General features: G+C 68.1%; 30 protein-coding genes and 2 pseudogenes. 13 read left to right on the top strand and 19 right to left on the bottom strand.

What is annotated here, in order from left to right; all coding sequences use genetic code 11:
- The first annotated feature begins 3 nt into the window (after positions 1-3).
- On the top strand, positions 4-474 hold the full coding sequence (locus tag OHU34_RS03630) for an SMI1/KNR4 family protein (protein WP_405764661.1): 471 nt from the start codon (positions 4-6) through the stop codon (positions 472-474).
- A 343-nt stretch (positions 475-817) separates the two neighbouring features.
- Complete coding sequence (locus OHU34_RS03625) at positions 818-1,018, top strand: hypothetical protein (RefSeq protein ID WP_405764659.1); 201 nt, start codon at positions 818-820, stop codon at positions 1,016-1,018.
- A 47-nt stretch (positions 1,019-1,065) separates the two neighbouring features.
- On the opposite strand, the gene OHU34_RS03620 is transcribed toward OHU34_RS03625, so the two are convergent.
- Positions 1,066-1,485, bottom strand: coding sequence for a transposase (locus tag OHU34_RS03620; RefSeq protein WP_405764656.1), 420 nt, complete (start codon positions 1,483-1,485; stop codon positions 1,066-1,068).
- Positions 1,486-1,620: 135 nt separating this feature from the next.
- Here OHU34_RS03620 and OHU34_RS03615 point away from each other — a divergent pair, with 135 nt between their 5' ends.
- Complete coding sequence (locus OHU34_RS03615; RefSeq protein ID WP_405764653.1) at positions 1,621-2,028, top strand: lamin tail domain-containing protein; 408 nt, start codon at positions 1,621-1,623, stop codon at positions 2,026-2,028.
- 119 nt (positions 2,029-2,147) lie between these two features.
- Here the strand turns inward: OHU34_RS03615 and OHU34_RS03610 are convergent.
- Positions 2,148-2,829, bottom strand: a pseudogene (locus tag OHU34_RS03610) (HNH endonuclease family protein).
- A gap of 270 nt (positions 2,830-3,099) precedes the next feature.
- Positions 3,100-4,782, bottom strand: coding sequence for a hypothetical protein (locus tag OHU34_RS03605; protein ID WP_405764651.1), 1,683 nt, complete (start codon positions 4,780-4,782; stop codon positions 3,100-3,102).
- 239 nt (positions 4,783-5,021) lie between these two features.
- Between OHU34_RS03605 and OHU34_RS03600 the strand changes: the two genes are divergently transcribed.
- Complete coding sequence (locus OHU34_RS03600) at positions 5,022-5,345, top strand: WhiB family transcriptional regulator (protein WP_327188239.1); 324 nt, start codon at positions 5,022-5,024, stop codon at positions 5,343-5,345.
- A gap of 371 nt (positions 5,346-5,716) precedes the next feature.
- Here OHU34_RS03600 and OHU34_RS03595 read toward each other — a convergent pair whose 3' ends face one another.
- Complete coding sequence (locus tag OHU34_RS03595; protein ID WP_405764647.1) at positions 5,717-7,183, bottom strand: nuclease-related domain-containing protein; 1,467 nt, start codon at positions 7,181-7,183, stop codon at positions 5,717-5,719.
- Positions 7,184-7,191: 8 nt separating this feature from the next.
- Complete coding sequence (locus OHU34_RS03590) at positions 7,192-7,572, bottom strand: hypothetical protein (RefSeq protein WP_405764644.1); 381 nt, start codon at positions 7,570-7,572, stop codon at positions 7,192-7,194.
- An 84-nt stretch (positions 7,573-7,656) separates the two neighbouring features.
- Here OHU34_RS03590 and OHU34_RS03585 point away from each other — a divergent pair, with 84 nt between their 5' ends.
- Positions 7,657-7,794, top strand: coding sequence for a hypothetical protein (locus tag OHU34_RS03585; protein WP_405764642.1), 138 nt, complete (start codon positions 7,657-7,659; stop codon positions 7,792-7,794).
- A 532-nt stretch (positions 7,795-8,326) separates the two neighbouring features.
- Positions 8,327-8,485 (top strand): hypothetical protein, encoded by a 159-nt coding sequence (locus OHU34_RS03580; RefSeq protein ID WP_405764640.1) that lies wholly within the window; start codon positions 8,327-8,329, stop codon positions 8,483-8,485.
- A 475-nt stretch (positions 8,486-8,960) separates the two neighbouring features.
- On the opposite strand, the gene OHU34_RS03575 is transcribed toward OHU34_RS03580, so the two are convergent.
- The 5 genes from OHU34_RS03575 to OHU34_RS03555 all read right to left on the bottom strand — a co-directional run bounded on the left by OHU34_RS03575 (position 8,961) and on the right by OHU34_RS03555 (position 12,474).
- Positions 8,961-9,359: a hypothetical protein gene (locus OHU34_RS03575; protein ID WP_405764637.1), complete on the bottom strand. Its 399-nt coding sequence runs from the start codon at positions 9,357-9,359 to the stop codon at positions 8,961-8,963.
- On the bottom strand, positions 9,359-9,631 hold the full coding sequence (locus OHU34_RS03570; RefSeq protein ID WP_327188243.1) for a hypothetical protein: 273 nt from the start codon (positions 9,629-9,631) through the stop codon (positions 9,359-9,361). Before OHU34_RS03570 ends, OHU34_RS03575 begins: the two co-directional genes overlap by 1 nt.
- A gap of 467 nt (positions 9,632-10,098) precedes the next feature.
- Entirely contained in the window at positions 10,099-10,947 is an 849-nt protein-coding gene (locus OHU34_RS03565) for a hypothetical protein (protein ID WP_405764634.1), read from the bottom strand.
- Positions 10,944-11,912, bottom strand: coding sequence for a PIN domain-containing protein (locus OHU34_RS03560; RefSeq protein WP_405764631.1), 969 nt, complete (start codon positions 11,910-11,912; stop codon positions 10,944-10,946). Before OHU34_RS03560 ends, OHU34_RS03565 begins: the two co-directional genes overlap by 4 nt.
- A gap of 100 nt (positions 11,913-12,012) precedes the next feature.
- Positions 12,013-12,474, bottom strand: a complete 462-nt coding sequence (locus OHU34_RS03555; RefSeq protein ID WP_405764629.1) for a hypothetical protein — start codon at positions 12,472-12,474, stop codon at positions 12,013-12,015.
- Positions 12,475-12,983: 509 nt separating this feature from the next.
- On the opposite strand from OHU34_RS03555, the gene OHU34_RS03550 reads away from it, so the two are divergent.
- The 4 genes from OHU34_RS03550 (at position 12,984) to OHU34_RS03535 (ending at position 15,722) form a co-directional block, all read left to right on the top strand.
- Entirely contained in the window at positions 12,984-13,646 is a 663-nt protein-coding gene (locus OHU34_RS03550; RefSeq protein WP_405764626.1) for a hypothetical protein, read from the top strand.
- A gap of 99 nt (positions 13,647-13,745) precedes the next feature.
- Positions 13,746-13,943 (top strand): hypothetical protein, encoded by a 198-nt coding sequence (locus OHU34_RS03545; protein WP_257536708.1) that lies wholly within the window; start codon positions 13,746-13,748, stop codon positions 13,941-13,943.
- A 2-nt stretch (positions 13,944-13,945) separates the two neighbouring features.
- Positions 13,946-14,689 (top strand): 2OG-Fe(II) oxygenase, encoded by a 744-nt coding sequence (locus OHU34_RS03540; RefSeq protein ID WP_405764623.1) that lies wholly within the window; start codon positions 13,946-13,948, stop codon positions 14,687-14,689.
- Positions 14,690-14,837: 148 nt separating this feature from the next.
- Entirely contained in the window at positions 14,838-15,722 is an 885-nt protein-coding gene (locus OHU34_RS03535; RefSeq protein WP_405764620.1) for a hypothetical protein, read from the top strand.
- Between the two features lie 46 nt (positions 15,723-15,768).
- On the opposite strand, the gene OHU34_RS03530 is transcribed toward OHU34_RS03535, so the two are convergent.
- Complete coding sequence (locus OHU34_RS03530; protein ID WP_405764617.1) at positions 15,769-15,906, bottom strand: hypothetical protein; 138 nt, start codon at positions 15,904-15,906, stop codon at positions 15,769-15,771.
- A 183-nt stretch (positions 15,907-16,089) separates the two neighbouring features.
- Between OHU34_RS03530 and OHU34_RS03525 the strand changes: the two genes are divergently transcribed.
- A complete protein-coding gene (locus OHU34_RS03525; RefSeq protein WP_405764614.1) occupies positions 16,090-16,416 on the top strand; it encodes a hypothetical protein in 327 nt (108 codons plus the stop codon).
- A gap of 207 nt (positions 16,417-16,623) precedes the next feature.
- Here the strand turns inward: OHU34_RS03525 and OHU34_RS03520 are convergent, their stop codons facing one another.
- Positions 16,624-16,932, bottom strand: a complete 309-nt coding sequence (locus tag OHU34_RS03520) for a transposase (RefSeq protein WP_405772137.1) — start codon at positions 16,930-16,932, stop codon at positions 16,624-16,626.
- The gene (locus OHU34_RS03515) at positions 16,916-17,977 is read right to left on the bottom strand and encodes an ISL3 family transposase (RefSeq protein WP_405772134.1); all 1,062 of its coding nucleotides are present in this window, start codon (positions 17,975-17,977) and stop codon (positions 16,916-16,918) included. Before OHU34_RS03515 ends, OHU34_RS03520 begins: the two co-directional genes overlap by 17 nt.
- Positions 17,978-18,005: 28 nt before the next feature.
- On the opposite strand from OHU34_RS03515, the gene OHU34_RS03510 reads away from it, so the two are divergent.
- Positions 18,006-18,956: a type I-E CRISPR-associated protein Cse2/CasB gene (locus tag OHU34_RS03510; RefSeq protein ID WP_405764612.1), complete on the top strand. Its 951-nt coding sequence runs from the start codon at positions 18,006-18,008 to the stop codon at positions 18,954-18,956.
- A gap of 253 nt (positions 18,957-19,209) precedes the next feature.
- Positions 19,210-19,491, top strand: a complete 282-nt coding sequence (locus OHU34_RS03505) for a type I-E CRISPR-associated protein Cas6/Cse3/CasE (protein ID WP_405772132.1) — start codon at positions 19,210-19,212, stop codon at positions 19,489-19,491.
- Here the strand turns inward: OHU34_RS03505 and OHU34_RS03500 are convergent.
- The 6 genes and pseudogenes from OHU34_RS03500 to OHU34_RS03475 all read right to left on the bottom strand — a co-directional run bounded on the left by OHU34_RS03500 (position 19,460) and on the right by OHU34_RS03475 (position 24,637).
- Positions 19,460-20,277 (bottom strand): IS5 family transposase gene (locus tag OHU34_RS03500; protein WP_405764611.1). Its coding sequence is split into 2 segments (ribosomal slippage): positions 19,460-19,926 and positions 19,926-20,277, totalling 819 coding nucleotides; the frame shifts between segments, so codons are not numbered across the junction. The two genes, OHU34_RS03505 and OHU34_RS03500, sit on opposite strands and share 32 nt — an antisense overlap.
- 73 nt (positions 20,278-20,350) lie before the next feature.
- The gene (locus OHU34_RS03495; protein WP_405764608.1) at positions 20,351-21,166 is read right to left on the bottom strand and encodes an IS5 family transposase; all 816 of its coding nucleotides are present in this window, start codon (positions 21,164-21,166) and stop codon (positions 20,351-20,353) included.
- A gap of 78 nt (positions 21,167-21,244) precedes the next feature.
- Positions 21,245-22,069 (bottom strand): IS5 family transposase, encoded by an 825-nt coding sequence (locus tag OHU34_RS03490; protein ID WP_331733994.1) that lies wholly within the window; start codon positions 22,067-22,069, stop codon positions 21,245-21,247.
- A 373-nt stretch (positions 22,070-22,442) separates the two neighbouring features.
- Positions 22,443-22,829: pseudogene (locus tag OHU34_RS03485) on the bottom strand (IS5 family transposase); the annotation flags it as partial.
- 52 nt (positions 22,830-22,881) lie between these two features.
- Positions 22,882-23,706, bottom strand: coding sequence for a hypothetical protein (locus OHU34_RS03480; RefSeq protein ID WP_142270663.1), 825 nt, complete (start codon positions 23,704-23,706; stop codon positions 22,882-22,884).
- 328 nt (positions 23,707-24,034) lie between these two features.
- Positions 24,035-24,637: a DUF4328 domain-containing protein gene (locus OHU34_RS03475; RefSeq protein ID WP_405764604.1), complete on the bottom strand. Its 603-nt coding sequence runs from the start codon at positions 24,635-24,637 to the stop codon at positions 24,035-24,037.
- Positions 24,638-24,880 lie beyond the last annotated feature (243 nt).

The raw sequence follows: 24,880 nt of genomic DNA, 5'->3' as shown, positions 1-24,880 counted from the left end.
GAGGTGGAATATGACTGGCAACTCGTTGAGCAGCGCTCCGGTTTGGCACTCCCGGATGATTACAAGCAGTTCGTGACTGCTTACGGTCCCGGCTGCATAAATGATCAGTTGTACGTATTTCATCCCAGAGCGGCCGGGGATGGTCGCGGACTACGACTCGAGGTGCTTTGGGGGCAAGCGGAGGCCGCCTATTCGGAGTTGCGTGATTCTGCTCCCGATAAGTATCCGTACTCCGTATATCCAGCGCCTGGAGGTCTGGTTCCCGTCGCTCGTTCGATATCTGGAAACTATGTCTTCTTGCGTCCTCCGCGAGGCGGTGTGATGTATTGGTCAGTGGTTATTGACATGGGTCAGTGGATTCAATTTGATATGTCGTTCACTGAATTCCTGTGGGCTGCAATTCGGGGGGAGTTGGAAGCTCCGATAGTTGAAGGTGATCCGACCTACGAATCTGTTGGGGTGATGGAGTCGTAGTGGCAAGATGCTTTCTTGTCCGGGCGCGGCGTAACTTTCCCTAAGAGCTCGTAACATGATCATGCGAACCAGTCCCAGTACTCGTGTCGTGGTGGAGCGTGACCCTGGATCGTGGGCGATGACCTGTGCGGGGAAAGGGGCTGGATGAGTGTGGTGTGGGCTGCGACGTCGCCGGAATCGGGACTGTTCCATCCGGTTGAGAGACGTTCAGAGGTGAAGGATCTGTCAGACCGCTTCAACGACCCGCGTTCCCGTGGGCAGGGGTATGTCGAGGTTCGGCCGCCGGACAGAGTTCCCGGTGCTGCTCCTGGCCTTCCGGGATGATCACGCTGTTGTCCATCTGATGAGTGGCACCGAGCGGATTTCTCTGCTCGTAGGAGACGGCACCGTGCCCTCGGGTGCCGAGGTCGAAGTCCCGATCGTGGACGACCTCGCCGTGTTCACGGGCGACTTTGTCCTGGATATCGATCGGGCGTGGGACCTGGTGCACGACTTCACACAGACGTGGGCGACCGGCTCTCTGGGGGAGTGGCGTGAGTTGTAGACAAGGGCTTGTGACACGGTCATGATCGGGTGCTTCTTCAGTCGCCTTCAGCGGATGAGGCCGCAGGCCAATGAGACAAAGGCGTCGTGGAGTTCGGTTCGGCGTTCCCATCGGACGGCGAGGCGTTTGAACTGGTGGAGCAGGGCGAAGGTCTGCTCCACGACGTAGCGGAGTTCTCCCAGGCCCTTGATGTTCAGGGCGCCCCTGCGGGTGACCGGCAGGATCCGGCGCTTGCGCAGCTCCTCCCGGTGTGGGTTGGAGTCGTAGCCCTTGTCGCCCAGCAGTGAATCGGGGCGGCGGCGAGTTTGCGGGCCAGCTTCCGGGCGACGAGGTGCTGTCGGGCTGTGAGCCGTAGATCTGGACCTTGGACCTCCGGGGCGCGATGTTCGTCGACGCAGCGGCTCGCCCCGATCCTCGGCCGGCTCCGTGGAGCACCGGATCGGAGCTGACCGGGCCCCACGGCTCATCGTGGGCAGCCTGTGGCTGTCGTCCGGGCAGCGGTCATAAATGAGAAGACTACCTATGAATTCTTGTGAAAGATCGCTTCTGTCACTGCCCGCCGTCTGGCCGCCGCAGCCCTCGCCGCCGGCGCTCTGGTCTCGGTGGCGGCGCTGCCGGCGACCGCAGCCGATCATGCCCGCCCGCACCACCCGCAGGTGGAGATCTCGGACGTCCAGTACGACTCCCCGGGACGCGACAACCGGTCCAACCGGTCGCTGAACAAGGAGTGGGTGGAACTGACGAACACCACCCGCTACGCGGTCAACCTGGACGGCCGGACCCTGAGGGACGAGTCCGGTCACACGTACACCTTCGACCACTACCGTCTGGCGGGCCGTGCCACGGTGCGTATCCACACCGGCGAGGGGCGTGACACCCGCGCCGACCTCTACCAGGACCGCCGCGCGTATGTGTGGAACAACGACCACGACACCGCGACCCTGCGCAACGACCACGGCCGCTTCGTCGACGACGAGTCCTGGGGCCACCGCCGCGGCGGCCACCACTGACCCACCCGCCCTCCTGAGGGTGGATGCCGTGCGGCGGCTCGGCAGACCTGACACCCCGGGCGGCGTGCCCACCCTCTCCAAGGGCGGGCACGCCGCCCGGCGTCATGTGCCGGCCACGGTCACTCCGGTACCTGCTCGTAGGTGACGGTGGCGTCTGGGCAGGCCTCTGCGAGGTGGGTCAGGGCGTCGTGTTCGGCCGGGTCCGCGGGCAACTGCCAGCGCAGCTTGGTCGCCACCCACGCCCCGCTGTACTCACACCGGTAGCCCTCGACGGGCAGCCAGTCCGCGGGGTCCTTGTCGCTCTTGGAGCGGTTGGAGCTGCCCGAGAGGGTTGCCGCGATCAGCGACGCCGGGGCCCCTGATCGTTCGCATACGCCTCGCGCCGGGCGGCCGTCCACGCCGACGCCCCGGAGTCCCCGGCCTCGGCCAGCGGCACCATGTGGTCGACATCGAGTGAGGACGCCGCGGTCACCCACACCTGGTCGTACTCCGAGAACCAGCGCCCGCCCGACAGCGCGCACCGCGCCCCGGTCTCCGGGGCGAGCTTGGCCTCGGACAGGCTGACTTCCTTGCGGGTGTCGAGCACCCGTCTGTGGGGTTGAGGCCCTTGTTCCAGTGCTTGAACAGGTCCCGGCTGTAGCCGTCCCGGCTCTCGGGAGCCTCTCCGATCCACTCCAGGGCCTGGAACAGCGGCACATCCTGCGCGGCCGCGGGTGCCGCGGGTGCCGCGGTCACGGTGGTCCGACCCGCGGCAGGAAGTGATGGCTGGGCAGTCGTTGCAGCGGTGGCCGGGGCGGTGATGGGCAGCAGGGAGAGGGCGAGCACGGCGGCGACGCGGGGCAGATTCTTGATCACACCCCGGGTTGTAGCGGCCAGCCCCTCTGGAGCAGCAGGACGGGGAAGAGCGCGTCACCCGGGCGGGTGCAGGATTTCACCTGGAGAAACGCCACAGCAGAGGGACCCGGAGCCATCCCGCGCCGCCGCCTGCCAGGGCGGGGCCGGCGGGCGGCGGCCCGTCGGGGGCTGGAGCGCGGCGGGCGGGCGCAGGAGGCACACGCCCTGCCGTACGGGTCAGTGTGGTTCACGGTAGCCGGGCAGTCCCAGCGGCACGGGAGTCGTCCCGGAGGCGCTCGGGGAGTTTTGCAGCACCAGCCGGAACCGCCCGCCGCCGACGGGCCGCACACCGACCTCGACGCCGTCACCGCTTCCGGCGGTGAGCGCGGCCAGAGCCGGGCCGCGGCTGTCCGCTGCGACGGCGGCCTCCGGGTGGGAGACGAACACTGGGCCGAGTTCCAGGTGCCGCCCGGCGATCTGCACGGGGAACGCCCCGCACGGCAGGTGCAGGGGCTGCACCTCGCCAGCGAGCAGGGCGCGCGTGGCGGGGGTGTCCCGGCCGTTGAGGGTGAGACGCACTTCCGGCAGGAAGGGGCAGATCACGCAGTGCCCGTCGGCGAGGAGACGCGCGACGCGCAGGGCGATCCGCTCTTCGTGGGTGAGTTCGTCGGGGACGGGGAAGTACTGCTCGCTGTGGCGCTGCACCACCTCCAGATCCTCGAGGAACAGCTGCAGCTGTGCGAAGTGGCGGTACTCGGCCTCGGGCGAGGGCGGGATCTCACCGCCGCCGACGGCGCCCGCGCCCGTACGCACCTCGAAGGTCCCGCCGGCCGCGATGCGCCGGTGCAGGCGCAGCGCCCGCAGGGCGGCCGCCGGCTCCAGCCCCTCCAGCGAGAACGAGAACGTCAACGACGGCGCGGCCTGCGGATTCTGCGGCATCAGCAGCTGAAGCCGGCCGCCCGCCAGCTCCATCCGCACCGACCGGCCGACGCTGCCGAGCCCCAGGTGCTTCAGCGTGCCGGGGTAGGAGGCGGTGATCTGATCGCCGTCCAGGAACACCAGGTCGGCCTCCACCCCGGCGAGCGGGCCCGCTTCCGCCGGACCCCACCGCACCTCGGCATTCTCCAGCTCCCGGCCCAGGAACTCCGGCCCGGTGACCGTCACCTTCTCCACCGCCCCGCGCGGCAGCACCACCTTCTCGTCCATCCCGTACCCCAGGCTGCGCCGCACCGCCTCGGACTGCTCCGGCGCCAGGGGCCCGATCCCGGTCAGCGTGAACACGACGGGCGAGACCTCATGGGCCCGCGGATGCTTGCCCCGCAGCGTGTGCACCACCGTGTCGCCCTGCCGCGCGGAATCGATGGTCCAGTGGTCGTCCAGACCGTCGGCCTGACCGCCCAGCGCCCGCACCCGGGCGCTCACATCGTCCACACCGCCCATGAGCAGCGCCCGCTCTTGCCCGTACACCTTCGCCGCTTCGAACAGCTGGTCGCGGGTGAACGACGCCTCCAGGTCTGCGTGCACCGCCAGCAGATCGTCCAGCTTCGTCCGGTCCCACACCTCCACTTCGACTGCCAGCCCGTCCGCCAGCGACAGCACGAACGCCCGCTCCGCCGGCGTCAGCACACATGGCACCACCAGCACCCACTCCTGCGGCGCACCCCTCATGGCCCGCGCGAACGACTCCCTGATCGACCCCCGCCGCCCCTTGTGCGACGTGGTCGGGAAACCGTCCGGGTAGTACTTCAGCTGGAACACCCGTACCCGGGAACCCAGGGTGACCTTGATGTCGATCCCGTTGTCCCCGCCGCGTCCGTTGACCGCCTCCACCCGCGCGGCCGCGTCGTACACGCGGTGCACCACGGCCTCGACGATCCGGTCGAATCCCGGTTGTCCGATCCGCTCCCACTCAACCGCCACGACTGCTCCCGCCCGCGATGCCCACGCAGGCGATGGTCCCACCCGGCACTGACAACCACCCGAGACGCTGTGTACCGCACGGGCAGCGGACCGTTCCCCTCCTCTCCCGTCAACAGGCAAATCACTTGCAGGAGTTGTCCGGCCCGCGCGATGTCTCCCCTCCTATGCGCGTGGCGTACGGTCGGCGCATCCCCCATGTGCGCGGGAGGGGGAGCGACACAGGGGAGGGGCCCACCGGCATGAACTGGAGCGAGGACGACTGGGATACGCGGGCGAAGTGCCGCACGGCCGACCCCGACGAGCTCTTCGTCGAGGGCGCTGCCCAGAACAGGGCGAAAGCTGTCTGCGGCGGCTGTCCCGTGCGCACGGAATGCCTGGCTCACGCCCTCGACAACCGGATCGAGCACGGCATCTGGGGAGGCATGACAGAACGGGAGAGGCGCAGTCTTCTGCGGCGGCGGCCGACCGTGACCTCCTGGCGCGACCTGCTGGAGACCGCCCGTGATGCGCACCAGCGACCAGCGGGACCCGACCGTACCGCTGACTGGCCCCGGACCGGCTGAACAGACAGCAGCAGGCCCGCCGGGAAGCGCCCGCATCCCACCCGGCCGTGCTGTCCTGCCCCGCACTGACGGCCCTGCGCACGGAGCGGGTCGCTGAGCCTCGGGCGTACGGGCCCGGGGCCGTCTGGCCCGGCAGCCGGTCTTTACCCATGAGTCCGCTCACCGGCTCGCCTGGTGGCGCGACTACCGCCACCAGGCGAACGGCCCCGGTGGTCATTCACCTGTCGGTAAGCGGGCGGCGAGGCGTGCCGTACACCTGCAGGGCCCCCCGCTCTCGACCGACAAGGTCGTCCAGGAGAACGCCGGCACCCGCCTGGTGTGCGGGAGGACTCGGGTGTCGGCGGTCGGTGATGTCCCGCTGGGCGCAGCCGTCAGCCACTGTGCCGGAGAGACCTTTCGTGTTCCGTCACCGCCGTGCGGTGTGCTGGTTCACAGTGCGCAGCCGGCCTGCTGTTATCTAGGGTCAGAGGGCGCTGCGCGCAGGTCAGACCGGATGCCTCGACGTCAGGCAAGTGAGGCAGGTGCGACTTCGGAAACGGTTCGGTCGAACCGTTCTCGGGACGGACTTCAACACCTTGGCACCGCGTCCAGGAAGTGGTTCGGTCGAAACGCTTTCTGGACATCCGTTCGGCGCTGAGACCGATCATGCTCGGTGCTCGGTGCTCGGTGCTCGGTGCTCGGTGCTCGGTGCTCGGTGCTCGGTGCTCGGGGCCGTTGCCGGGCTCGGCGGTAGCGGCGTCCTGGGCTCGCGGCCGGGCGAACGGGATTGCGGACCAGCCCTGCTCCAGGACGGCGTTGTGCTCCAGGAACTCGTACTCGGGGAACAGCTGGCGCAGGTCCGCGACACCGGCGTCATCGGCCGCGCAGAGGAGCTTGGCCAGGCTGGTGCTGGTGATGGTGACCGCGTCCTCCAGCTCGGCGATGGAGGTGACCATCACGGGGATGTCGGTGTCGGGCATGGCCACGCGGTGCGCGGGGGTGTTGATCTGGTGAAACGGCTCTGCGGTCACCACCATCCCGATCATCCGGCGGTCGGCCGGGATGTCGGCAAGCTCCGGGTGCTTGCCGGAGCGCAGAAGGTTCACCGACCGGTTGATCTGCTCGAACGCCTTCGTGAACTGTTTGGCGAGGAGGGTGGTGAAGTCCGGCCCGCCGAGCCGCAGTTGCTCGCCCGGGCGGGTCGACTTCACCTCGACCAGCAGGACCAGGTCGGGGAAGACGACGAAGAAGTCGATCGTCTTCTTCTTGTCCTTCTTGGAGAGTTTGACCAGGATCTCGGGGTGGACCTCGGCGTCGGGCAGCAAGTCGAGCTGGCGGCCGACGTAACGCTCGAAGAGTCTGCCGACGTCGTTGGTGAACGCCTTGCCCCACTCCGATTTGTTGTCGCCCCCGGTGTAGTAGAGGCCGAGAGGGGTCGCCTTGCCCAGTACAGCGGCCGGCACCGGGACAAGGTAGCCGCCCGGGACACCGCCGACCAGCGGGCGGGACCGGAGCGGGTTGTGGGTGTAGCGGCGCAGGAGCGGGTCGTTGTCGTCGGGGAAGGCTGCGCGGAGCTTGTTCTTGGTGGTGACGAAGTGCCGGTTCAGCACCGCCCTGACCTGAGCGGGGGAGCGGAGCCCGTCGAGCTGGTCGTACTCCGCGGCGGGGTACCAGTCCAGGGCGAACCGGCCGCGGCGGCGCGGATTGGGGTGGGTGGTGGCGCAGGCCCAGACGAGGTGGACGATGCCGAGATAGTCCGCCAGGGAGCAGCCGAGCAGGTCGTGGTCCCAACCCGGGAGGATCGCCTCCAGCGGGTCGTCCGCATCGTCTGGGTAGGGGGTCTGATCCAGCAGAGCCATGGAGCGGCTCAGCTGTGCGTAGGCGTCCTCCTGCCACGGGCCCTGGTGGGGTGGATGGTCCGCTGTAGATACCCCTCCCAGCGCTTCATGCCTGCCGGTTCCTGGGTGACCGGGTCGTCTAGAGCCAGGTACAGGTCGAGGACCTGACGGAGGTCCGAGCTGGTCGCGCCGGGGCGGCCGTCCCGGCCCCGAGCCAGAGAGACCCAGGCCGCGTCGAGCAGGGCCCACGGCACGTACAGGCTGAGGCCCTGGGCGGTCAGGTCGCGGACGGGCGGGAGACTGGCGCTGGTGGCCGCGATCAACTGCGTCAGCGAGTTCGGGTCGTGACGTAGGACCCGCTCGAAGTACTCGGTCTCCGGAACGGGGTAAGGAGAGAGGGATGTCCGCATACCTGAGGATATTCCGCCTCTACCGAGCGGGTGCGCGACGGGTTTTCCCGCACCGGGCGCCTGGGTCCCTGCGCCGCTCGCTGGATGATCGTGCACCGGGTGGCGATGGTGGGCGCCGACCGCGAGGAGCGGGTGCTCGGCTACCAGCCTCGGTACTGGAAGGGACTCGTATGTAGCGTCGCCGGTTCACCGTGGACCGGAGCCTGCTGGGACCGTATGTGATCCCCAACGGTCTATCGGCTCCAGGTCCCTCCGTCCTCGGGAGCAAGGTGGGTTGTAGTGACGGGTCTTGTTTTGCCCGGTGCTCCTTGCGCCGCTGGTGGGTGAAGGGCGGCGGGCGTGTGTGCAGCGGCCCGGCACGGTAGGGAGCGCCCGGGGTCAGGGCCAGGCAGCGGCCGCAGGGGGTGCCGTCCGGCACGGGGACCTCGGCCAGCGAACGTGCCACCGGCGTGCCGTCGGTGCCGGTGACCTCAAAACGCCAGTCGCCGTCGGGGGTTTGATGCCGGGGCAATGAGCGGACTGCGTCCACAAGGGCTGCTACCCGCGGGTGCGGAATGTCCCGGGAGCGTCCAGAAGGAAGGTGGTCGGCGAGCAGGGACACGGTGAGGGCGGCCACGTTGCCGCCCCGGCGCCGGTGGCCGGCCGCCTCGTGCGTCATCACCGGGTGGTCGAGTACCGTGCTGCTCGCCGCGAGCGGCGCGAGCGTGTAGTGCAGGTCTGCGGAGGCGACTTCGATGGTCACAGTGAAGGCGTCGTGTCCGTACCCGTCCCTCCGGTCGTCCGCGGGGTCGCAGGCGAGCCGGGTGACGACCGGGCCCGGGTGCAGGGCAGCGACGGGAGGGTACTGCCCGGCGGTGGTGTCGACCAGGTGGCCCGCGTCCGGCAGCCAGAGCACGGTGTGTCCGTCCAGTAGGCCGTCGCGCCAGCACGGCTGTCGGGTGCCGAAGACCTGCCCCAGCCCGGTGGCACGATCGGCCACGGTCAGTTCCGCAGCCCTCACCTGGGAGGCGAGACCCAGCTGGGCGTAGGCGTGCGCGAGGATCACACAGTCGTCCGCGCACCGCTCGGCAGGGACCTGCCCAGCGGTCAGCAGGGCCAGGAACCAGGCGGGCACAGCCGTCACCAACAGGGGATCGGACGGGTCCCCGGCCTTGATGAGCTCGCCGACAAAAGCCTGCGCACGCGCGACCGGCGAGAGGTCGGCTCGGCGCGGATCCCCCGGCCGGCCGGACGGACGGGGGTCAGCGCCGGCCGCCGCCGATGCGGCGGACGCCGGGAAGCGGGCTTGCGGCGGCGTGACTTCGGCACCCGCCCCACGGTAGAGGCCCCCGCCCGGGCCTCGGGTCACAACGCGGGGGAGGAACCCGAAGGGGGGAGGACGTGGGCGGTTACTGGCCGGGGTGGACGGCCTGCACGCCGGTGCCCGCGTACGCCTTGGGCGTCAGCGTGAGCAGAAACCGCCCGGCCGGATGGGCGGCCGAGGGCCGGGAAGCGTGGATGGCGTGGACGGCGGCCCAGGAGTGCCCGAACCGCAGCAGCCCGGTGGCGGTGACCGCGGCGTCGGCGTCGAACGCCTCGATCCGGATGAACCGCAGCCCCTTGATGTAGCTCAGCAGCCCGGGCCGCTCCGCGTCACCGGCCGTCAGCGACAGCACCGGCGCGGACAGATCCCCGAGCCCGCCGGACGCCTGCACGTAGAACGCGGCGACCGCCTCGTTGAACGGATCCTTCGGGTCATACAGCGCCGTGGCGGTCGTGTGGTCCAGAACGACCGAGATCGCCGCCACTACGCGGCCGTCTGCGAGCCGTGCTGCGCCCCGGCCAGGCGCTCCAGCAGCGCGCGGGCCTTCGCCTCGGCCTCCGCGCTGGGCGCCTGCCCCAGCGCGGAGGAGAGCTCCGCGCGGGCCAGCTCGGCCCGCTCGGCGTACTCGGCCCTGGTCGGCGTGTCCTGCGCCAGCTCCTCCACCAGGTTCCGGATCGTCGTGCCGTGCTCGGCGGCCAGCTGCGCCAGCCGGTCCCGCGCCGCCGCGCTCACCTTGATGCTCGTCTCGTCCGCCATAACCCGACTCTACCGCGTTCCTCTACCACCGGTAGAGGAACGGTGGATGCCGGTGTACCCCATCGGCCCCCATGCGTGCCCGAGAAAGGACCGCATCCCTCCCCGCCTTCGTACGATGCCGCGCCTTCCCCTTAGGCCGGACCTCACCCACCGACTGGGGGACCGGCACCGGGCCACCGGTCCCGGCTTTGCAGCCTCGGCACCATCGCGCAGCCGTCCGTGCGCCCGACGGCCCGGCCGCCGGCAGGCGGCAGGCGGGCTGCTGCTGTGATCGCCACAGCGCCCCCCGGACAGCCCCGTGGCTTCCCGGGGTTACCACAGCCGCGAGCGGCCGGCGCCGAGCCCGAGGATGCGACCGCCACCCTGCAGCGCTGTCGACGGGCAGTCCCGGCATCCGGTGCAGATACACGAAGCCGCGCGCCACGTTGTACCTCACCCCAGGTCGTACTGGCAGGAACTGTGGCACGTCAGCCGGATGCCTCCCAAGCAGCGTTGAACAATGCGCATTCGAGCAGGTCAGGTGATGCGCCGGATGGCCAACCCTCATCTGCAGCCAGCTGGTTGGCGGCGGCGTGCATGAAGGAGAGGTAGACCTGGTAGCGGTGGGGCGACCAGTTCCCGTTCGACCAGACCCAGGCGGCGACCGAGCCGTCCACATCGTGGCCGCTCTCGCGGCCGACCGCGGCGGCCATCCACCTCAGGCGTCTGGACAGCACCCGATCGAGGATGAGCGGCCGCACGCCGTGGACGGGCGGCAGCGCGATGCCGGTGAAGTAGAGGAACTTGGTGAAGAAGGCTGGCCCGAGCCCGGGAACCTGCCCCTGGAGCGCGGCGTACGCCTGTGGTGCACCGTGCTCGCGCAGTGCGGTGACCGCGGTGGCCAGTGCCGAGTCCAGGCCGTCGAAGGCCAGGATCTTGTGCAGGGTGGCCGGGCCGCTGCCGCCGGGAGTGCCGCGCTTTCCCTTGCCCCACACATACGTCGCGACCAGTGCTTCCCTGAACGCCTCCCGCCGCAGCGCGTCGGTGACGGCCGAGGCCACCTCCGCCCGGCTGACCGCAGCGTCACCGCCTGCGGAGGCGGGAGCCAGTGCCTCCGGCCACGGTGTGATCTGCGCCCATCGGCCGGGCGTGTATCGGACGGAGTGTGTGCCGGGTGTCCCGTCCGGGTAAGCCGACGCATTCACCTCCCACCAGCGGCCCAGCGCTCGCACGACGGCGTCGGGCAGCAGGCGTGCGGCCATCTGGCGGTCCACCGCGTCCGCACGCTCCTGGCGACCCTGCCCGTCCTGCCCGTCCTGTCCGTCCTGTTCGTTCACGAGCCGTTGCCTGCCTGACGTGCCGTCGGCCGTGGGGAGGATGCGGCGGAATCCTTCGGTTCGGGCTGCTGCTGTACGCCCCCGCCCGGCACGAGGTCGGCGGCTGCCTGTTCCAGTTCCTGCCGGCGAAGTTCGCCACCCTCGATCAGGTACGTGTCGGGCAGGGGCCGTGCCGGCAGCCCCCATGTGGCGGCGCGTGTCCGCACGCCGATGTCGCGGCTGACGACGACCACTTCCACGGGAGCGACGGCCTGTCGCAGACGCAGCGCCGAGGCCACCAACTCGTCGTCCGGCACGGAAAGTCGGGAGTGCCCAGGCTCATCGGCCGCGATGAGCAGGAGTGCGCCGTCGTCCGCGGTCCCTCCCTCGGGCCCCGCTTCCAGGATCGACTCCAGCAGCCGGAACACGCCGCGCGCCCGCCTGGAGATCTTCTTGTCCCCCGTCTGGTAGCTCTTGGTGTCGATCTCGTCGACCACGACGTGCGGCACCACGACCGCCGTGCCCTTCCCGAACACCTTCTGCCAGGGGACCTTGTCCAACCGCATGAAGTGCAGCGTGGTGTTCGTGTCCAGCACCGCGTACCGGACGGCACCGGCGCGCCCGTACCGCTCCTGCATGGCACGCACCCGGTTGGCCAGGGTTCTGAAGTAGTCCCGGAGCTCGGCGATTTCCACGTACATCATCAGCCGGGCCTCGTCCAGCGGTGCGGTGAGGATCGCCCGGTAGCGGCCAGCACGCAACTGGCCGGCGATCTCTCGGTCGCTGAACCGCCGGTTGATCTCCTCGGCGGTCTGCCATGTCCACTCGTCGTACCGCTTGCGCACGGCTTGCATTTCGGCCTTGGCGTCCGCGCCCGTCTTCATCATGTGCGGGATGCGGTTGGAGACGTCGTTGAGGGTTCCGGCCACGAGATCGTTATCCAGGAAATCGATCGCCTCGGCGCAGGTCGTTCCGGCTCTCAGCATGCCCTTGTTCCTCCCCGCGGGGTTCGCTGCGCCCCGCCTGGCACATCCTGCCAGGGTCCGGGTGACGAGAAGGATCAACTCTTGACTTCGACGTAGCCGCTTAGTTCTCCCTGAGATTCCGCCATTTCTCCGTCTCGTGTGCGTACGGGGCATCCTTCCACTGCTGGATCGTGGTGGCCGCGTCGGCGCTGTGGTGGTCCCGCCATACACGCCACGCTGTGCTGCGGAGGTCGGCGAGGAACTGGGTGCCGACGGTCTGCGTGTCTCCGGAGGTGATGGCCCGGCCGATCGTGTCCGTCAGCTTGGCTTCCTTCTCTGGAGAGTCAGTGGCGAATAGCATGAGGACGTAGTCGGCGAAGTCGTGGGCCCAGTGGTTGTGCGTCTCGGGCGCCTCGATGGACTTGCCGAGTGCTTCGATGCCGGCCTTGATCTTGTTGTAGCCGTAGCCGTCCATGTCGGTGCGCCAACTGGCCCAGAAGTCTCTCTCGGTGGGGGAGCCAAGGATGCCGATGAGACGAAGCAGTTGGTCCAGGTCGAAGCAGTTGTGATGGCGATTAGTCATGATCGGGACGCTAGCGGGGCTGCTCGGGCAGCGCCCCGGGCTTGCTGGTTATCAGCCAGAGGTAGGCGCCAAGTCGCTGGAGCACGTCGGCCGCATCCCCGAGGAAGCACGATGCGCGCCCTGCGCGGGCTTCGTGGCTGCCGGCTTTACCCGCGCATGCACCAAAGAGCGTGGGGGAGTCGATTACGGCTCGACCGGACTCGTGACGAGGCGCGCCTGTATGCCTCGCCGAACACCAGTACCTGCGCCACGTCGATGTCCGGTGGATGCGGTGCGGTCGGCTGGGTGCCGTCATCGTCCGGTGTCGTGCGCCAGAGCCGCCCGGTAGGGCGGTTCGGTGCTCAAGTAGTTACGCAGAGCGTCCATCCTGTGCTACTTGTGGGATCTTGCTTGTCCAGCGGGGGGGCTGGGGAGGGGAAAGATCGGGTGGCGGATTCCGGGGTGCGTCGGGCGTCGCGCGTACAGGATGCGGTGCGGCTGCTCTTCCTGCTGGATCGCTGCGGTGCGCCGTGCGGCAGCGACCAGGCGGAGGAGGAGAGGCAGGGAGCAGTCGCGGTAGTCCGGGGGCAGAAGCGGCTGCAGGCGTTGGACTTTGGCTGCGTAATCCCGACTACCTGGCCGATGAGCTGCTCAACCAGGTCGAAGCAGGGAAACTCGATGACGCCGCCTGGGCGCTGGAGCGAGCCGATGCCCTTCTGAAGGGCGATGAGCCGGAGATCTCTCGCTATCCGATGGTGCGCTGGCGGTTCGGTGCGTGGGAGGCACTGGACGATGCCTTGGGGCTTTTGTACGCGCACGGCTTGATCGACATCGTGCCGGTGGGCGAGCCGCCGGCGAAGGTGGACCGGTGGGACTACTACCTGCTGCCCGCAGGCCGGGACATGGCGGCCGAGCTGCGAACCGTTGCCGCGGATCTGGCCTGGTACGACGAGCGGGCCGTGGTGGTGCTGGCGGTGGCGGGGCAAAGCAGCGGCAGCCAGCTGAAGGCTCTGCAGTACGCGCAGGCCGAGTACGAGCGCACGGTATGGAAAGCGAGCATCAGCGGCATCACCGACCGAGTGCGTGAGCGGCTCGCACCCGGTCGGTGCCCGGCAAGGTCGACGCCCTCGATGACGTCAGCCGCTGCGGTGCGGAGCAGCCCAGCGCCGCGTGGGACTACCTCGCCTCGGTAGTCCCCTGAGCCGGTCCCCGCCCCGTCTCCCGGCCCCTCTCCGCCGCGTTGGGTACGTCTTGCTTGCTTTGTGGGCTCACCCCGACCTAATATCGTCATCGTGACGATAATCGCACAGTGGTCCCCGCTTCCTGCAGGCATTGACTCCAGGGGCTTCGAGTCCCTCCACGGACTCGAAGCGCACAAGTACGTGGCCCGCGGTCCCGCCGTCCACCTCAATGCGCTGCCCGCGGCCGTTCCGGGCTGTGGGGCCCACGGCCACGTTGGGATCGACGACGGCCTCAGCACGGAGAAGTGATCATGTTCGAAATGCCGGTAAATCCCTTTGAGCTCTCCGAAGAAGCGTTGAGCCGAATATCTGCCGATGACTCATGGACCCCGATCGAATCGGAGATACCAAAGGCCAACGCCAAGGTGATTCGCCATTTCCTCACTCCGGCCGAAGTGGAGACATTCGCGACCGAACTGGCCGCCCAGTGCTTTGCCCCGGTGGGCCGAGACGGCATTGCCGCCAACTATGCAGTGGGAGATCCGGTCGCTCATCTCCGCGCCACGGCCGAATCCACATCCCTGGCGGCAGAATTTTACCGCAGGCTGCGGACGCTTCTATCGCTTGAAGTGGGATCGGACGATCCGACGGATTCGGACGGAAGGCCCTGGAGGCCGGTGGCCGTCAATCCGCGTATGCGCTTCATCACGTACGAACGCGGCGGATTCATTGTCCCGCACTACGATTCGCCCTATTTCGCCCCCGACGGAAGGCGCACGCTCCTGACGGTCGTCGTCTACCTGTCTTATGAGGCCGTGGGCGGAGAAACGCGGTTCATCGCCGATAAACAGAACGATCTTCCCTTTGCGCAACGTGACTTCTCTGACTGGCCGCGGCTCGCGAAGCCTAAGGAAATATTGAGTGCCCACCACCCCGAACCGGGCGATGCGCTCCTCTTCTGGCATCGGACGCTTCACGACTCGGCCCCGCTTCTTGAGGGTACGAAAACAATACTCAGAACCGACGTGCTCTACGAGCCCGTAGATGTGCCTTGAGCAGCGGCAAGGCCACCGTCGCGTTGTCCCTCACCCCGGAGACCGACGTCCGGCACGCCGTGATCGCCCACCTCCGGGCCGGGCGGCATCGGGCCCTGCCCGCGGCCGGGCATCGAATCCACTCGCACCGAACGGCAGGGAGAGCAGCATGACCAACGGGAGGATCCACACCGACTGGGTGGAGACGGTGTCTCAGGACGGCCTGCACCTGATGCAGACGCGCTTGGAGGTGAGAGTTCCTACGTCTGAGGGTCGCAAGTTCATCACCTGCGGTCTGGCCCGGAAGACGTACGTGGTGGAATACGGTATTGCCTGTCGGGTTTCGTCCTACGCACTCGGCCGCGACCTGGGCAGCCCGGGCAACTACGACTTCGAGATCGTTTCTGCGACGGGGGGCCCTCCGATCCGGAGGTTCTTCAACTGGGACGGCGTGCCGGCCGAGATACGCGAGGGCGCTCTGTTCGACGCGCAAGAGGGGCTTGACGATGGCGAGTACATCGTCCGGATCGCGGCGGGAATGACGACCAGCTGGGACAGCGGGACGGGACAGAGCATCGAGCTCCCTGTCCCGTGCCACGAGCTCGCATTCGTCGTGGTGGGATCCGCACCGCAGGAGGTGCGCGCGAGTACCGGCGGCCCGTGGGCGGAGCGGCCCTCCGTGGAGATCCCCGTGGTCGATTGGCGCGATCAGCCCACGGCGGAGGCGGCATGGGAGGCCTACCTGAACGGGAGCAGAATCAGTCTGGATGCCTACGGGATCTTCTCCCCGCAGCATCTGATGAGGAATCAACGGGATACCGCTCTGGAGATTCTCCGGAGCGAGGGCTACGCCATACCGCGGACCCCGGAACCCGCCGAGATGCCTGGGACCTGGCTGGGCCACTGGGGTGGAGCATGGATGCCGGCCGATGTGCTCGCGGCCCTTCACACCGTGCCGGACGACACCGCGCAACGTGCGTGGTATCAGGGAGCGAAGGAATCCCTGGACATCGCATGGGATATGCACCTCCTGTGGACCACCGACGTGTTTTGACCGGGCCTGCGCTCCGTCCATGACCACCGTGGCGGGCCGTCGGCAGTCACCCTGCACCGAGGTGCCGAGTACCGGCCGCGGCCCGGGCGACGATGTACGGCAGCACCAGAAGGTGCGCCAGCGCGGCATCCGCCACCGCATCGCCCGCAGGGGAATCGAGTCCTCGCAGCGGCTTGGACGCCACCGCTGGACCATAGAACGACCATGGCCTGGCTCGCCGGCTACCGCCGACTCCACCGCCGCGACGAACGCAAGGCCGAACGCCTGCTCGCCTTCACCAGCCCGGCCCCCGCACCCTCATCTGCTACCGCTGGCTTTAATCACGAGTCCTGGCTCTGGCACGAGTTGTGTGATGGGCTCACGCGGAGTGACTGCGGCTGTGAGAAGGTCAGATCTGGTTTCCCGGGTGCCGGGCGTTCCAGGAGCTGATTATTGCTGCTCGCTGGTCGTCGAGATTCACGACGTCTTCGGGGGCTGCGGGGGCGAAGATGTCGACTATCTCAGAGCCCTCGCTCTGCCGTTCCGAGTGTCGGACGTATGCCTGTCGGCCGTTGGTGAACTGTCGCAGTTGTCCGGAAGGGTGGACGTTGGGGCGGGCTCCTTGGCAGCAGAGGAGGCGACCGTCACGTTCGAGCTGTTGCCGGGCCTGGGAAAGGCAGTCGAGATAGTCGGTCCCGCTGAACTCTACGCGTGAGTGAGCATCGAGGAGCGCGATGAGAGCGGTGGAGGGATCACTGAGGCAGATGGTGACGTGACGCACCAGGCCAGCAGCGTCAACAGTCTGAAGGTCTATCTCCTCGGCCCACTTCGGCCGAGGAACGTTGCTGTCGTCAGTTGTGTCCTGCTCGGACCGGCTATTCATACCGACCATGATCTCTGCCGTTGGCGGGCCAGGGAAGCTCTACTCCGCCAGCAGGACGCGCTTGCGGAGGAGGGCGAAGCCGGCGCGGCCGAACATCTGGCGCTTGAGCATCTTGATCCGGTTGACGTGTCCTTCGACGACGCCGGAGCTCCAGGGCAGGGTAAGGCCCGCGATGACCGCGTCGCCGTCTCGGTCGATGCCGGCCGCGAGAGTGTGGAGGCCGGGAAGGTCGTCCTGGCGGACGGCGTGGAGCCATTGCGGGAGTCGTTCGCCCTGGCGCTCGGTGAGCATCTGGGCGAAGGATCGAACGTGACCGGTCAGGGCATCGAGTTCAGGGCAGTTGGCCAGGACGGCCTTGAGCCGGAGCTGTTCGATCTCGGTAGCCCTCGTCCCAGCGTTCGTCCAGGTAGGGCTTGTACTCGTCGAGGACGGAGGTCCTGTTGTGCTGCCACTGGCCGCGAAAGAGGTCTTCCGGCTTCGCAGCGTCGGCGAGGCTCTTGAGGGTGCGGTGGGTCATGTTCAGCTGGCGCCCGATGGAACGGCGGCTGTGGCCGGCTTCCAGCAGCGCGTGGACTGTGGCGTGCCTGGCCCGGATTCGGTTGGCGAACCGCTCGCTCCGCCATGGAGAGTCCGCCTTCTCCTCGGGCGGCGCCGGTGGTTCGGCCTTCACCTCGCGATCGGGGACCAGGATACGAAGGCACTGGCGGTGGCGGGCGACCGCTCGCTCAGCGGCCTCCCCGAGGTTGTGCCACAAATGCCAGCGGTCGGCGACCTGCGTCGCCTGTGGTGCCCCGGCTGTGGCGCCTTCCGCGAAGAACGGCGCGCGGTCCCGGCAGACGATCTCGATCCCGGGTCGCTTCGCCAGCCATGCGGCCAGGCTGGACGCCTCTCGGTCAGGCAGCAGATCCACCGGCCGGCGGGTCTCGACGTCGACGAGCACCGTGCCGTAGACCCGTCCCTTACGAGTGGCGTACTCATCGACACCGACTACCCGCGGGGCCGGGGCTTCGGGTTCGGGCAAGGTAGCGAGCAGCCGTAAGAGTGCGCTGCGGCTGATGGACACCCCGAAGGCCCGTGCCATCCGGGCGCCGGTCCGGCCGGCGAGGGCGAGCCCCACCGCGGCGAGGGGCGACCGCAACCGCTCCGTCCACCTGCTGTACCGCCGGGTCAGCCCGGGTAACTGCTCAGCGAACGTCTGCCGAGCACACGAAGACTGCGGACAGAAGAACCGCCGAACTCGCAGTTGCAGGACCACCAGACGTCCCCCGCTCGGCACGTCCGCAGGAAACCGCAGGTAAGAGCTGTGCACCCGGGTCGACTCGCTTCCACAGTCCGGGCATGCCGCCCCGGCCGACGTACTGTTGACGTTGACGCGTATCGCCTCGTGGCTCACATCCAGCGACTGAACCGACACGTCGGCGATGGACGGTAACAGCAGGCCCTCCACGGGAGGCGATGTCTCTTCCACGACGCCGCACTGTCGACCCCACCAAGATGGGCCCCGGTCGTTTTCGGGCAACTTCCCGAAACCTGTTTGGAGCGGCGGCCGTCACTCAACGTGCGCGCTTCACGGAAGTCGTGCCAGAACCCGAGTCCTGACGTCAGTTGTTCACGAGTTTGGGAGTCACCCGGAACCACGGACGGGTGATGTCCACGAGTTTCGACGTCACCGGGGTACTTGCCAGACCAGCATCGGGAGTGCTCCTGGTGAAAGGCCCTGGTCATGCCGCAGATGTCTCTTTCCCCAGGAGCGGGAGCGTACCGGCTCAAGAGACACCCTGAAGGAAAATCAGTACAGGTGCGCTGAGGTGCTCGGTCCTCTGGTGGGGGTAGCCCCAGCGGTGTGGCCAGGATGGCGCTGGCGAATGTGCGCCAGACTTCCTGAGGAACGCATCGTCGTCGGGGCCGGTGACGTCACCACCGATGCCGTATCGCTGGACGATGCTGCGGCAGACGTTCCGGACGGCTTCCTTTGGTGGGGTAGCGGGTTGCGCCGATGGTTATGCCTCTGGGCACGAGGATCTCCGTTCGGGTGGCGATCTTCCTGCATCACCCTCCACCACCGGACGATGGAGGCGCAGGCATACGCACCGTCATCTTCTCGAATGCCACCCCGAGTACGACCTCAAGCGGGGCGCTGGCGTCGCCCACTTCCGCGTCATCGCCCACACCAATCACGGACGCCCGAACTGGCCCAGCACCTGCGCGGGCTCGTGTCCCTCCTGCGGCGCGCACGCATCGGCATGGACTACGACGCAGTGCAACACGCACTGCGGTACTGGGACGACCTGCAACGGCCGGACGAACAGTCCCGGATTCGCACCAGGTGGGATCGCGACTTCAGAGTCGACCCCGCCGCAAAGCTGCTCTGACAAAGCTGTCGCGGCTTGAGCTGCGCCGCGGCGGCCGTGCGGCATCGGGCGCCTGAAGGCGCCCGGCTGTGAGCCCCGTTGCCTGCTGGCCGCTGCCACGTTCCGTGCCGGATGCGGACCGGTGCCGTTGCCTGCCCTGTCGTCCCGCACGACCAGCACGCACATTCATGATCATCTATGAGGGAGTTCCGACATTGCGGCAGGAGGCGGCACCGGCGTGGACGCTGCCGGTGCGGACCGGCTGGCCGCAGCAATGCTGGAGCCTCTCATAGGAGAGACCACACGTCAGCGCGGCTTCCGCGTCGCGCACCGCACCGCCGACCAGCAAGTCAACTGGCTGCTCGGCCGGGCCGCACGCCACGGATTCACCGTCCCCGCCGCCGAGACCCTCGAGCCGGCACCCGGTATCCCCACAGACGCCCCGCTGCCTGAAACCCCGGCCGTCACACTGATCGCCCGAGACGTCCTGCGCTTCCAGAAGCACTTTTCCGGACTAACTGTCCCTAACAAAGCCGCTGGACGTGGCGATGGGTGATCAGGCAGACGGCGAGTCCGAGGAACGCTTCGTGGATGTCGTCGCGTCGTTCCCAGCGGATGCGCAGGCGGCGAAAGCCGTGGAGCCAGGCGATCGTGCGCTCGACGACATAGCGGAAAACGCCCAGGCCAGTGCCGTGCGGCTCGCCTCGCTTCGCGATCACGGGGCGGATCCCCCGCTGCCAGAGCAGGCGACGGTACTTGTCGTGGTCGTAACCGCGGTCGGCCAGCAGCGCGTCGGGCCGTCGGCGCGGTCTGCCGGCCCGGCCCGCGACGGCCGGGATCTTGTCCAGCAGAGGCTCGAGTTGGGTGACGTCATTGCGGTTCCCGCCGGTCAGCGACACCGCGAGCGGGATGCCCTGTCCGTCGACGATGAGGTGGTGCTTGCTGCCCGGACGTGCGCGGTCGACCGGGCTGGGTCCGCTTTTGGGCCCCGCCGGGCCGCGCGAACGTGCGAGGAGTCGATCACCGCCCTCGACCAGTCCAGCTGGTCCTTCGACCGCAGCTTCTCCAACAGCAGCACGTGCAGCCGATCCCAGACGCCGGCCTCGTTCCAGGCCGCCAGGCGCCGCCAGCAGGTCATCCCCGAGCCAAAGCCCAGCTCCTGGGGCAGGTACTCCCACTGGATCCCGGTGTGCAGGACGAAGAGGATTCCGCACAGGGCCTGACGGTCCGGCACCCGAGGTCTGCCCTCGACCAGCTTCGGGCCCGGCTCGGGCAGCAACGGCTCGATGAGCGACCAGAGTTCATCCGACACGATCCACGGTCGCGACTGGCGTTTCCCCACGACCAGACCAACGAGCGGACAAGCCAACAGTCACATGATCAACAACTTTTGTTAGAGCCAGTAAGACCGTGTCCTATGTGGTGAGGCGGACGAGTCGTTTGTAGCAGCACAGGGCGGCTGCCAGTCCGAGAAAGGCCAGGTAGTTGCGGGGATCGCGTTCGTAGCGAGGGCTCAGGCGTCGGTAGCCGGACAGCCAGGACATCGTCCGCTCGATGACCCAGCGGCGGCGGCCCAATCGTTCGCTGGACTCGATGCCTTTGCGCGCGATCCGTACTCCGATGCGTTTGCCACGTAACCATTTCCGCAGATCGGCGCGGTCGTAGGCTTTGTCCGCGTGGAGGCGCTGGGGCTTGAAGTGGCGGCCGCGGTGGGGGTCGTGTCTCGTTTGGTGACCCGCCACCATGGGCTTCAGCCCTTCGCTGTCGTGGGTGTTGCCGGCCGAGACGCCGACGAGGAGGGGCAGTCCGTTCGCGTCCGACAGGACGTGCATCTTGGAACCCGGCTTGCCCCGGTCCACGGGACTCGGACCTGTGTTCGCCCCCTTTTTAGCCCGGACGTGGGCGGTATCCAGGACGACGCAGGTGACGTCGACGAGGCCGGCGTCGTCGAGCCGGTGCAGCACGGCTTCGTGCAGCCGCCCCCAGACGCCGGCTCTCGACCAGATCAGGAACCGGCGGTGGGCGGTCGACTTCGATATGCCGAAACACGGCGGCAGTTGACGCCAGGCACAGCCGCTGACCAGGACGTAGACGATGGCCGCGAACAGCGTCTCATCAGGCGTGTCCTGTGTTCCGCCGCCCTGCGGCCGCACCCTCGACGGAGGGATCAGCGGCTTGGCGATCTCCCACAGCCCGTCCGGAACAATCCAACTCCACGTACCCCGCCCCATACCGAGGTCAACGACGCCTCACCACATAGGACACGGTCTAAGTGAGCGTTTGATTTTCTGATGTCTGTTTCGTTTCGCTTAGCTGTCGCGCCAGTTGTGGGTGGCTTCGTGGGTGAGGCGGCGGGTCATGAGGTTGATGGCGGCGAGTTGGATCATGGCTGCTGATCGGTGTGGGTGGGTTTCGTAGTCGCGGGCCAGGCGGCGGTGGTGCATGAGCCAGCCGAGGGTGCGTTCGATGACCCAGCGGCGGGGTTGGACGTGGAAGCCGCGGGTGGTGGGGTCGCGTTGGACGATTTCGAGGTCGATGCCGAGGTGGGCGGCGTGTTCGACGGCTTTGGTCTTGTAGCCGTTGTCGGCCCAGGCTTTGGTGATGGTGGGGTGGCGTTCGCGGATTTTGGTCAGGAGCTGGGTGCCGGCGGCGGAGTCGTGGACGCTGGCGGCGGTGACGGCGACGGCCAGCAGGAGGCCGAGTGTGTCGGTGACGATGTGCCGCTTGCGTCCGATGATTTTCTTGGCGGGGTCGATGCCTTGGCTGGTCAGGGGGACGGTGGCGGAGGTTTTGACGCTCTGGCTGTCGATCAGGCAGGCGCTGGGCTCGCTGGTGCGGCCTTCGGCCTGGCGGACTTTGCCGCGTAACAGCCCGGTGAGCTGGTCGAAGATGCCGTCGGTCTCCCAGTGGGCGAAGTAGCCGTAGACGGTCTGGTGGGGCGGGAAGTCATGGGGCAGGTAGCGCCAGGGGATGCCGGTGCGGTCGACGTAGAGGATGGCGTTCATCAGGGCGCGCAGGTCGTGGGTGGGTTTGCGGATGCCGTTGCGGGCCTGGCGCCAGGCTTCGAGGGTGGGGCGGATGAGTTCCCAGCGGGCGTCGGACAGGTCGCTGGGGTAGGGCCGTGAGGGCTGCATGATGTCTGGGTATGCGGTCGCGGCCGGGCTGAGCAGGGCGTGTGCGGGGGCGTTGGGTGCACCGGGGCGTGCGTCCTCCATCTCGGGTGAACCGGTAGGTTTCTAAATGAGACAGGAGCTTTGGTAAGGAACCCGGCGCATAACTGGTCTGCTGATTGCCGCAGAAGCCGTATTTCCGGCGGATCGCTTGGTTCGGCGCTTGCGCATGGTCGCTGAAAATCTCTATGAACCGCCCAAAAGGCGTATCAAACGCTCACTAAGAAGTCATCTCAATTGGCGGATCTGGTCACCGGTGCAAGTGGCCCTCGCTCACCACCTCCACCAGGCGGCCGAGGAGGCTCTGCCACGGCGGCTCGTCCTGATGTTCTGGCTCCTCGTCCCCCTTTGACGCGGCAGGTCCCGGCGGCGGGTTCGTCCTGGCGCCAGCCGCGTGCTGGTGCGCGCGCACGATGGTGGAGTCCACCGAGACGTCCCAGTCGATCTCGCCCACCGCGTCTGCCGCGGCTTGGACCTGCTGCAGCAACCGTTCCCAGGTGCCGTCCGCCGACCACAGACGATGGCGTTCGTAGACCGTCTTCCACGGTCCGAACCGCTCCGGCAGATCGCGCCAGTGCACCCCGGTCCGCACCCGGTGCAGAATTCCGTCGATCACCTGCCGGTGATCGCGCCATTGTCCGCACCGGCCGTTGCTCACCGGCAGGAACGGCTGTAGCCGCTCCCACTCCGCGTCCGACAGATCACCGCGTTCTCCCCGCCCCATATCTGGACAACGAGCAGATCGGGCGACAGTCGCATGATCGGCCGGACAGCTCCTAGGCGACGGGTGCCCGCGTGGGAGCCGGGACCGGGGCTGTGGGGCGGGCCGGGCGGGTAACGAAGAGCCAGACGCACAGGCCGAGGGCTGCGAAGAATCCGCAGAGCAGGACGGCGACCACGGCACCGACCGGTACGGAGCAGCCCGTGCCGGCGAGGCTCATCGTCGTCACGACGCTCAGCAGGCACACGGTCACGATCGACAGTCCACTCACCGCGATTGTCCGGGCGGCCCCGCCACCGGTCACCCGGATCCCGTCCAGGCCGGGGCGGCCGTACGCCGCATAGCCGAAGACCGACACGGCGAGCACTAAGAACAGCAGCAGGACGATCAGGACGCCCAGCCAGAGGGGGGACCGCCCGCCGTAGTACGCCTTGCCGTAGGCGTACACGGCGTCGCAAAGGAGCGCGAACACCGGAAGAGGCACGCACTGGCCGAGCAGGCGCCGTGCGTAGTGGATGGGGTCGTAGGGCAGCACACCCTCGATGAGCAGGACGGCGGCGAAGATGAGCAGTGCTCCGGCGACGGAGAAACCGACGCCGGCCACGACGTGCTCGAACAGCGCCCGGCCGCGGTCCTCTCCGTCGGCTGCGACGACGCAGTAGGTGAGCGAGCTGAGGACAAGCCCGAGGAGGGCCGCGAGCAGCGTGGGAAGGGCTTGGCCGAGCGCTTCTTCCCGGCGACCGGTCGGCGCGGCCTCGCCGAGAAAGTGGGTCACGACGATGAACACGGCCGCGAGCGCGAAGCCGGCCAGCGCTCCGGAGAGTTGTGAGTAGAGCTCGGCAACCGGCTGTACATCGAGGGGCAGCGGACTGCACGACATCGGCGGCTCCGGAATAGGCGACGAGACGTATCGTGCTGCTGTACGGGCCCCGCACCGCGAGGTTTGCGGGTTTCCGGCGCAGGTGAGGGGGAGGTTGCGGTAGGACGCCGACAGCCCCGCATGGCCGAAGCTGCTGGGCGCGCCGACGCGAACACGGCGGCCCTCTGATCAGTGAAAAGGCCCCCACGCCCGTAAGGGTGCAGGGGCGTCGCGTTGCCGCAGGCATGCTGAAGGACCGGGCGGAGGCATGGCGCCCCTACCTCGGGCTACTGGCCGTAGGGCGACGGTTCCAGGAGGGCAGACAGGGCTTTGCCGTTCTCGAAATGCCTCATGTCCGGGCCCGAGGCGCGACGGGAACGGCGGCAGCGAACGCGGTGCTCTGCAGCACCGTGATGCGCTCGATGACGAGGCCCATCAGCACGGCCGCAGCGATCATGAGCGCCTCCGCCACCACGAGGACGGCCAAAGATCCCGGGGCTGTCCGGCCCGCCATCACGAGCACCAGCGCGTGCGTGGTCCAGGCGGCCCACCACAGATTCACCAATGTCGACTCTCGCTTCTCCTCCCACGACGCGGAGCTCGCGCGCCCGATGTCGAGGACGAACCGACGAGGGACAAAGAGGTTGACCACCGGTATGAACCACGCACCGATCGTCCAGCCCCGACTCGGGACTGAGGCCGCGGGGGACAGTTCCTGAGCGTCGCGCCGGGAACGGGCAAGCCACATGAGGAACAGCACGATTGCGAGAGTCATCAGATAGAGGAAGACCCTGGAACTCAAGCCCGACTTGTGCTGGGAGACACCCGTGGGGTGCAGGTGGTGAGCCCGGACTGCCGCCGCGCGGAACACGTCCGCCACGGCGGCCGCCGCTATCGCCGCCTGCGCGGAGCGGGCAAGGACTCGTTGAGCCTTACGCGCGGTACTCGTCATCGCCTGTGGCCTGTCTCAGAGGTGTGCGTCACCGCAGCAGAGGCTGAGGCGAAGTGATCATAGGGTCCAATTGCCACACAGGCGTGCGACTTTCGGGTCCTCGGCCGCGCGGGAGGTACATCCGACTTCACCGAGCCGTGCGAGCTGCTGCCCGCAGCGGCGAGCGCGCTGCGACCCGGCGGGCGGCCGGTGTTCTCCATCCTCGCCCATCACCCCGGCGGCCCGCCCGCCCACCCCGACGGC

Origin of the sequence: Streptomyces sp. NBC_00080 (assembly GCF_045041255.1) — a bacterium.
Taxonomy (GTDB): Bacteria; Actinomycetota; Actinomycetes; order Streptomycetales; family Streptomycetaceae; genus Streptomyces; species Streptomyces coriariae.
This window is presented reverse-complemented; position numbering and strand designations above follow the sequence as displayed.

Excerpts from the sequence above, each read along its gene's own strand:
- OHU34_RS03625 (WP_405764659.1), top strand. The coding sequence starts at position 818 with ATGAGTGGCACCGAGCGGATTTCTCTGCTCGTAGGAGACGGCACCGTG.
- OHU34_RS03620 (WP_405764656.1), bottom strand. The coding sequence starts at position 1,485 with ATGAGCCGTGGGGCCCGGTCAGCTCCGATCCGGTGCTCCACGGAGCCG.
- OHU34_RS03600 (WP_327188239.1), top strand. The coding sequence starts at position 5,022 with ATGAACTGGAGCGAGGACGACTGGGATACGCGGGCGAAGTGCCGCACG.
- OHU34_RS03595 (WP_405764647.1), bottom strand. The coding sequence starts at position 7,183 with ATGGCTCTGCTGGATCAGACCCCCTACCCAGACGATGCGGACGACCCG.
- OHU34_RS03590 (WP_405764644.1), bottom strand. The coding sequence starts at position 7,572 with ATGCGGACATCCCTCTCTCCTTACCCCGTTCCGGAGACCGAGTACTTC.
- OHU34_RS03585 (WP_405764642.1), top strand. The coding sequence starts at position 7,657 with ATGATCGTGCACCGGGTGGCGATGGTGGGCGCCGACCGCGAGGAGCGG.
- OHU34_RS03570 (WP_327188243.1), bottom strand. The coding sequence starts at position 9,631 with ATGGCGGACGAGACGAGCATCAAGGTGAGCGCGGCGGCGCGGGACCGG.
- OHU34_RS03560 (WP_405764631.1), bottom strand. The coding sequence starts at position 11,912 with ATGCTGAGAGCCGGAACGACCTGCGCCGAGGCGATCGATTTCCTGGAT.
- OHU34_RS03555 (WP_405764629.1), bottom strand. The coding sequence starts at position 12,474 with ATGACTAATCGCCATCACAACTGCTTCGACCTGGACCAACTGCTTCGT.
- OHU34_RS03540 (WP_405764623.1), top strand. The coding sequence starts at position 13,946 with ATGTTCGAAATGCCGGTAAATCCCTTTGAGCTCTCCGAAGAAGCGTTG.
- OHU34_RS03535 (WP_405764620.1), top strand. The coding sequence starts at position 14,838 with ATGACCAACGGGAGGATCCACACCGACTGGGTGGAGACGGTGTCTCAG.
- OHU34_RS03510 (WP_405764612.1), top strand. The coding sequence starts at position 18,006 with ATGGACGGTAACAGCAGGCCCTCCACGGGAGGCGATGTCTCTTCCACG.
- OHU34_RS03505 (WP_405772132.1), top strand. The coding sequence starts at position 19,210 with ATGCTGGAGCCTCTCATAGGAGAGACCACACGTCAGCGCGGCTTCCGC.
- OHU34_RS03495 (WP_405764608.1), bottom strand. The coding sequence starts at position 21,166 with ATGGGGCGGGGTACGTGGAGTTGGATTGTTCCGGACGGGCTGTGGGAG.
- OHU34_RS03490 (WP_331733994.1), bottom strand. The coding sequence starts at position 22,069 with ATGCAGCCCTCACGGCCCTACCCCAGCGACCTGTCCGACGCCCGCTGG.
- OHU34_RS03480 (WP_142270663.1), bottom strand. The coding sequence starts at position 23,706 with ATGTCGTGCAGTCCGCTGCCCCTCGATGTACAGCCGGTTGCCGAGCTC.
- OHU34_RS03475 (WP_405764604.1), bottom strand. The coding sequence starts at position 24,637 with ATGACGAGTACCGCGCGTAAGGCTCAACGAGTCCTTGCCCGCTCCGCG.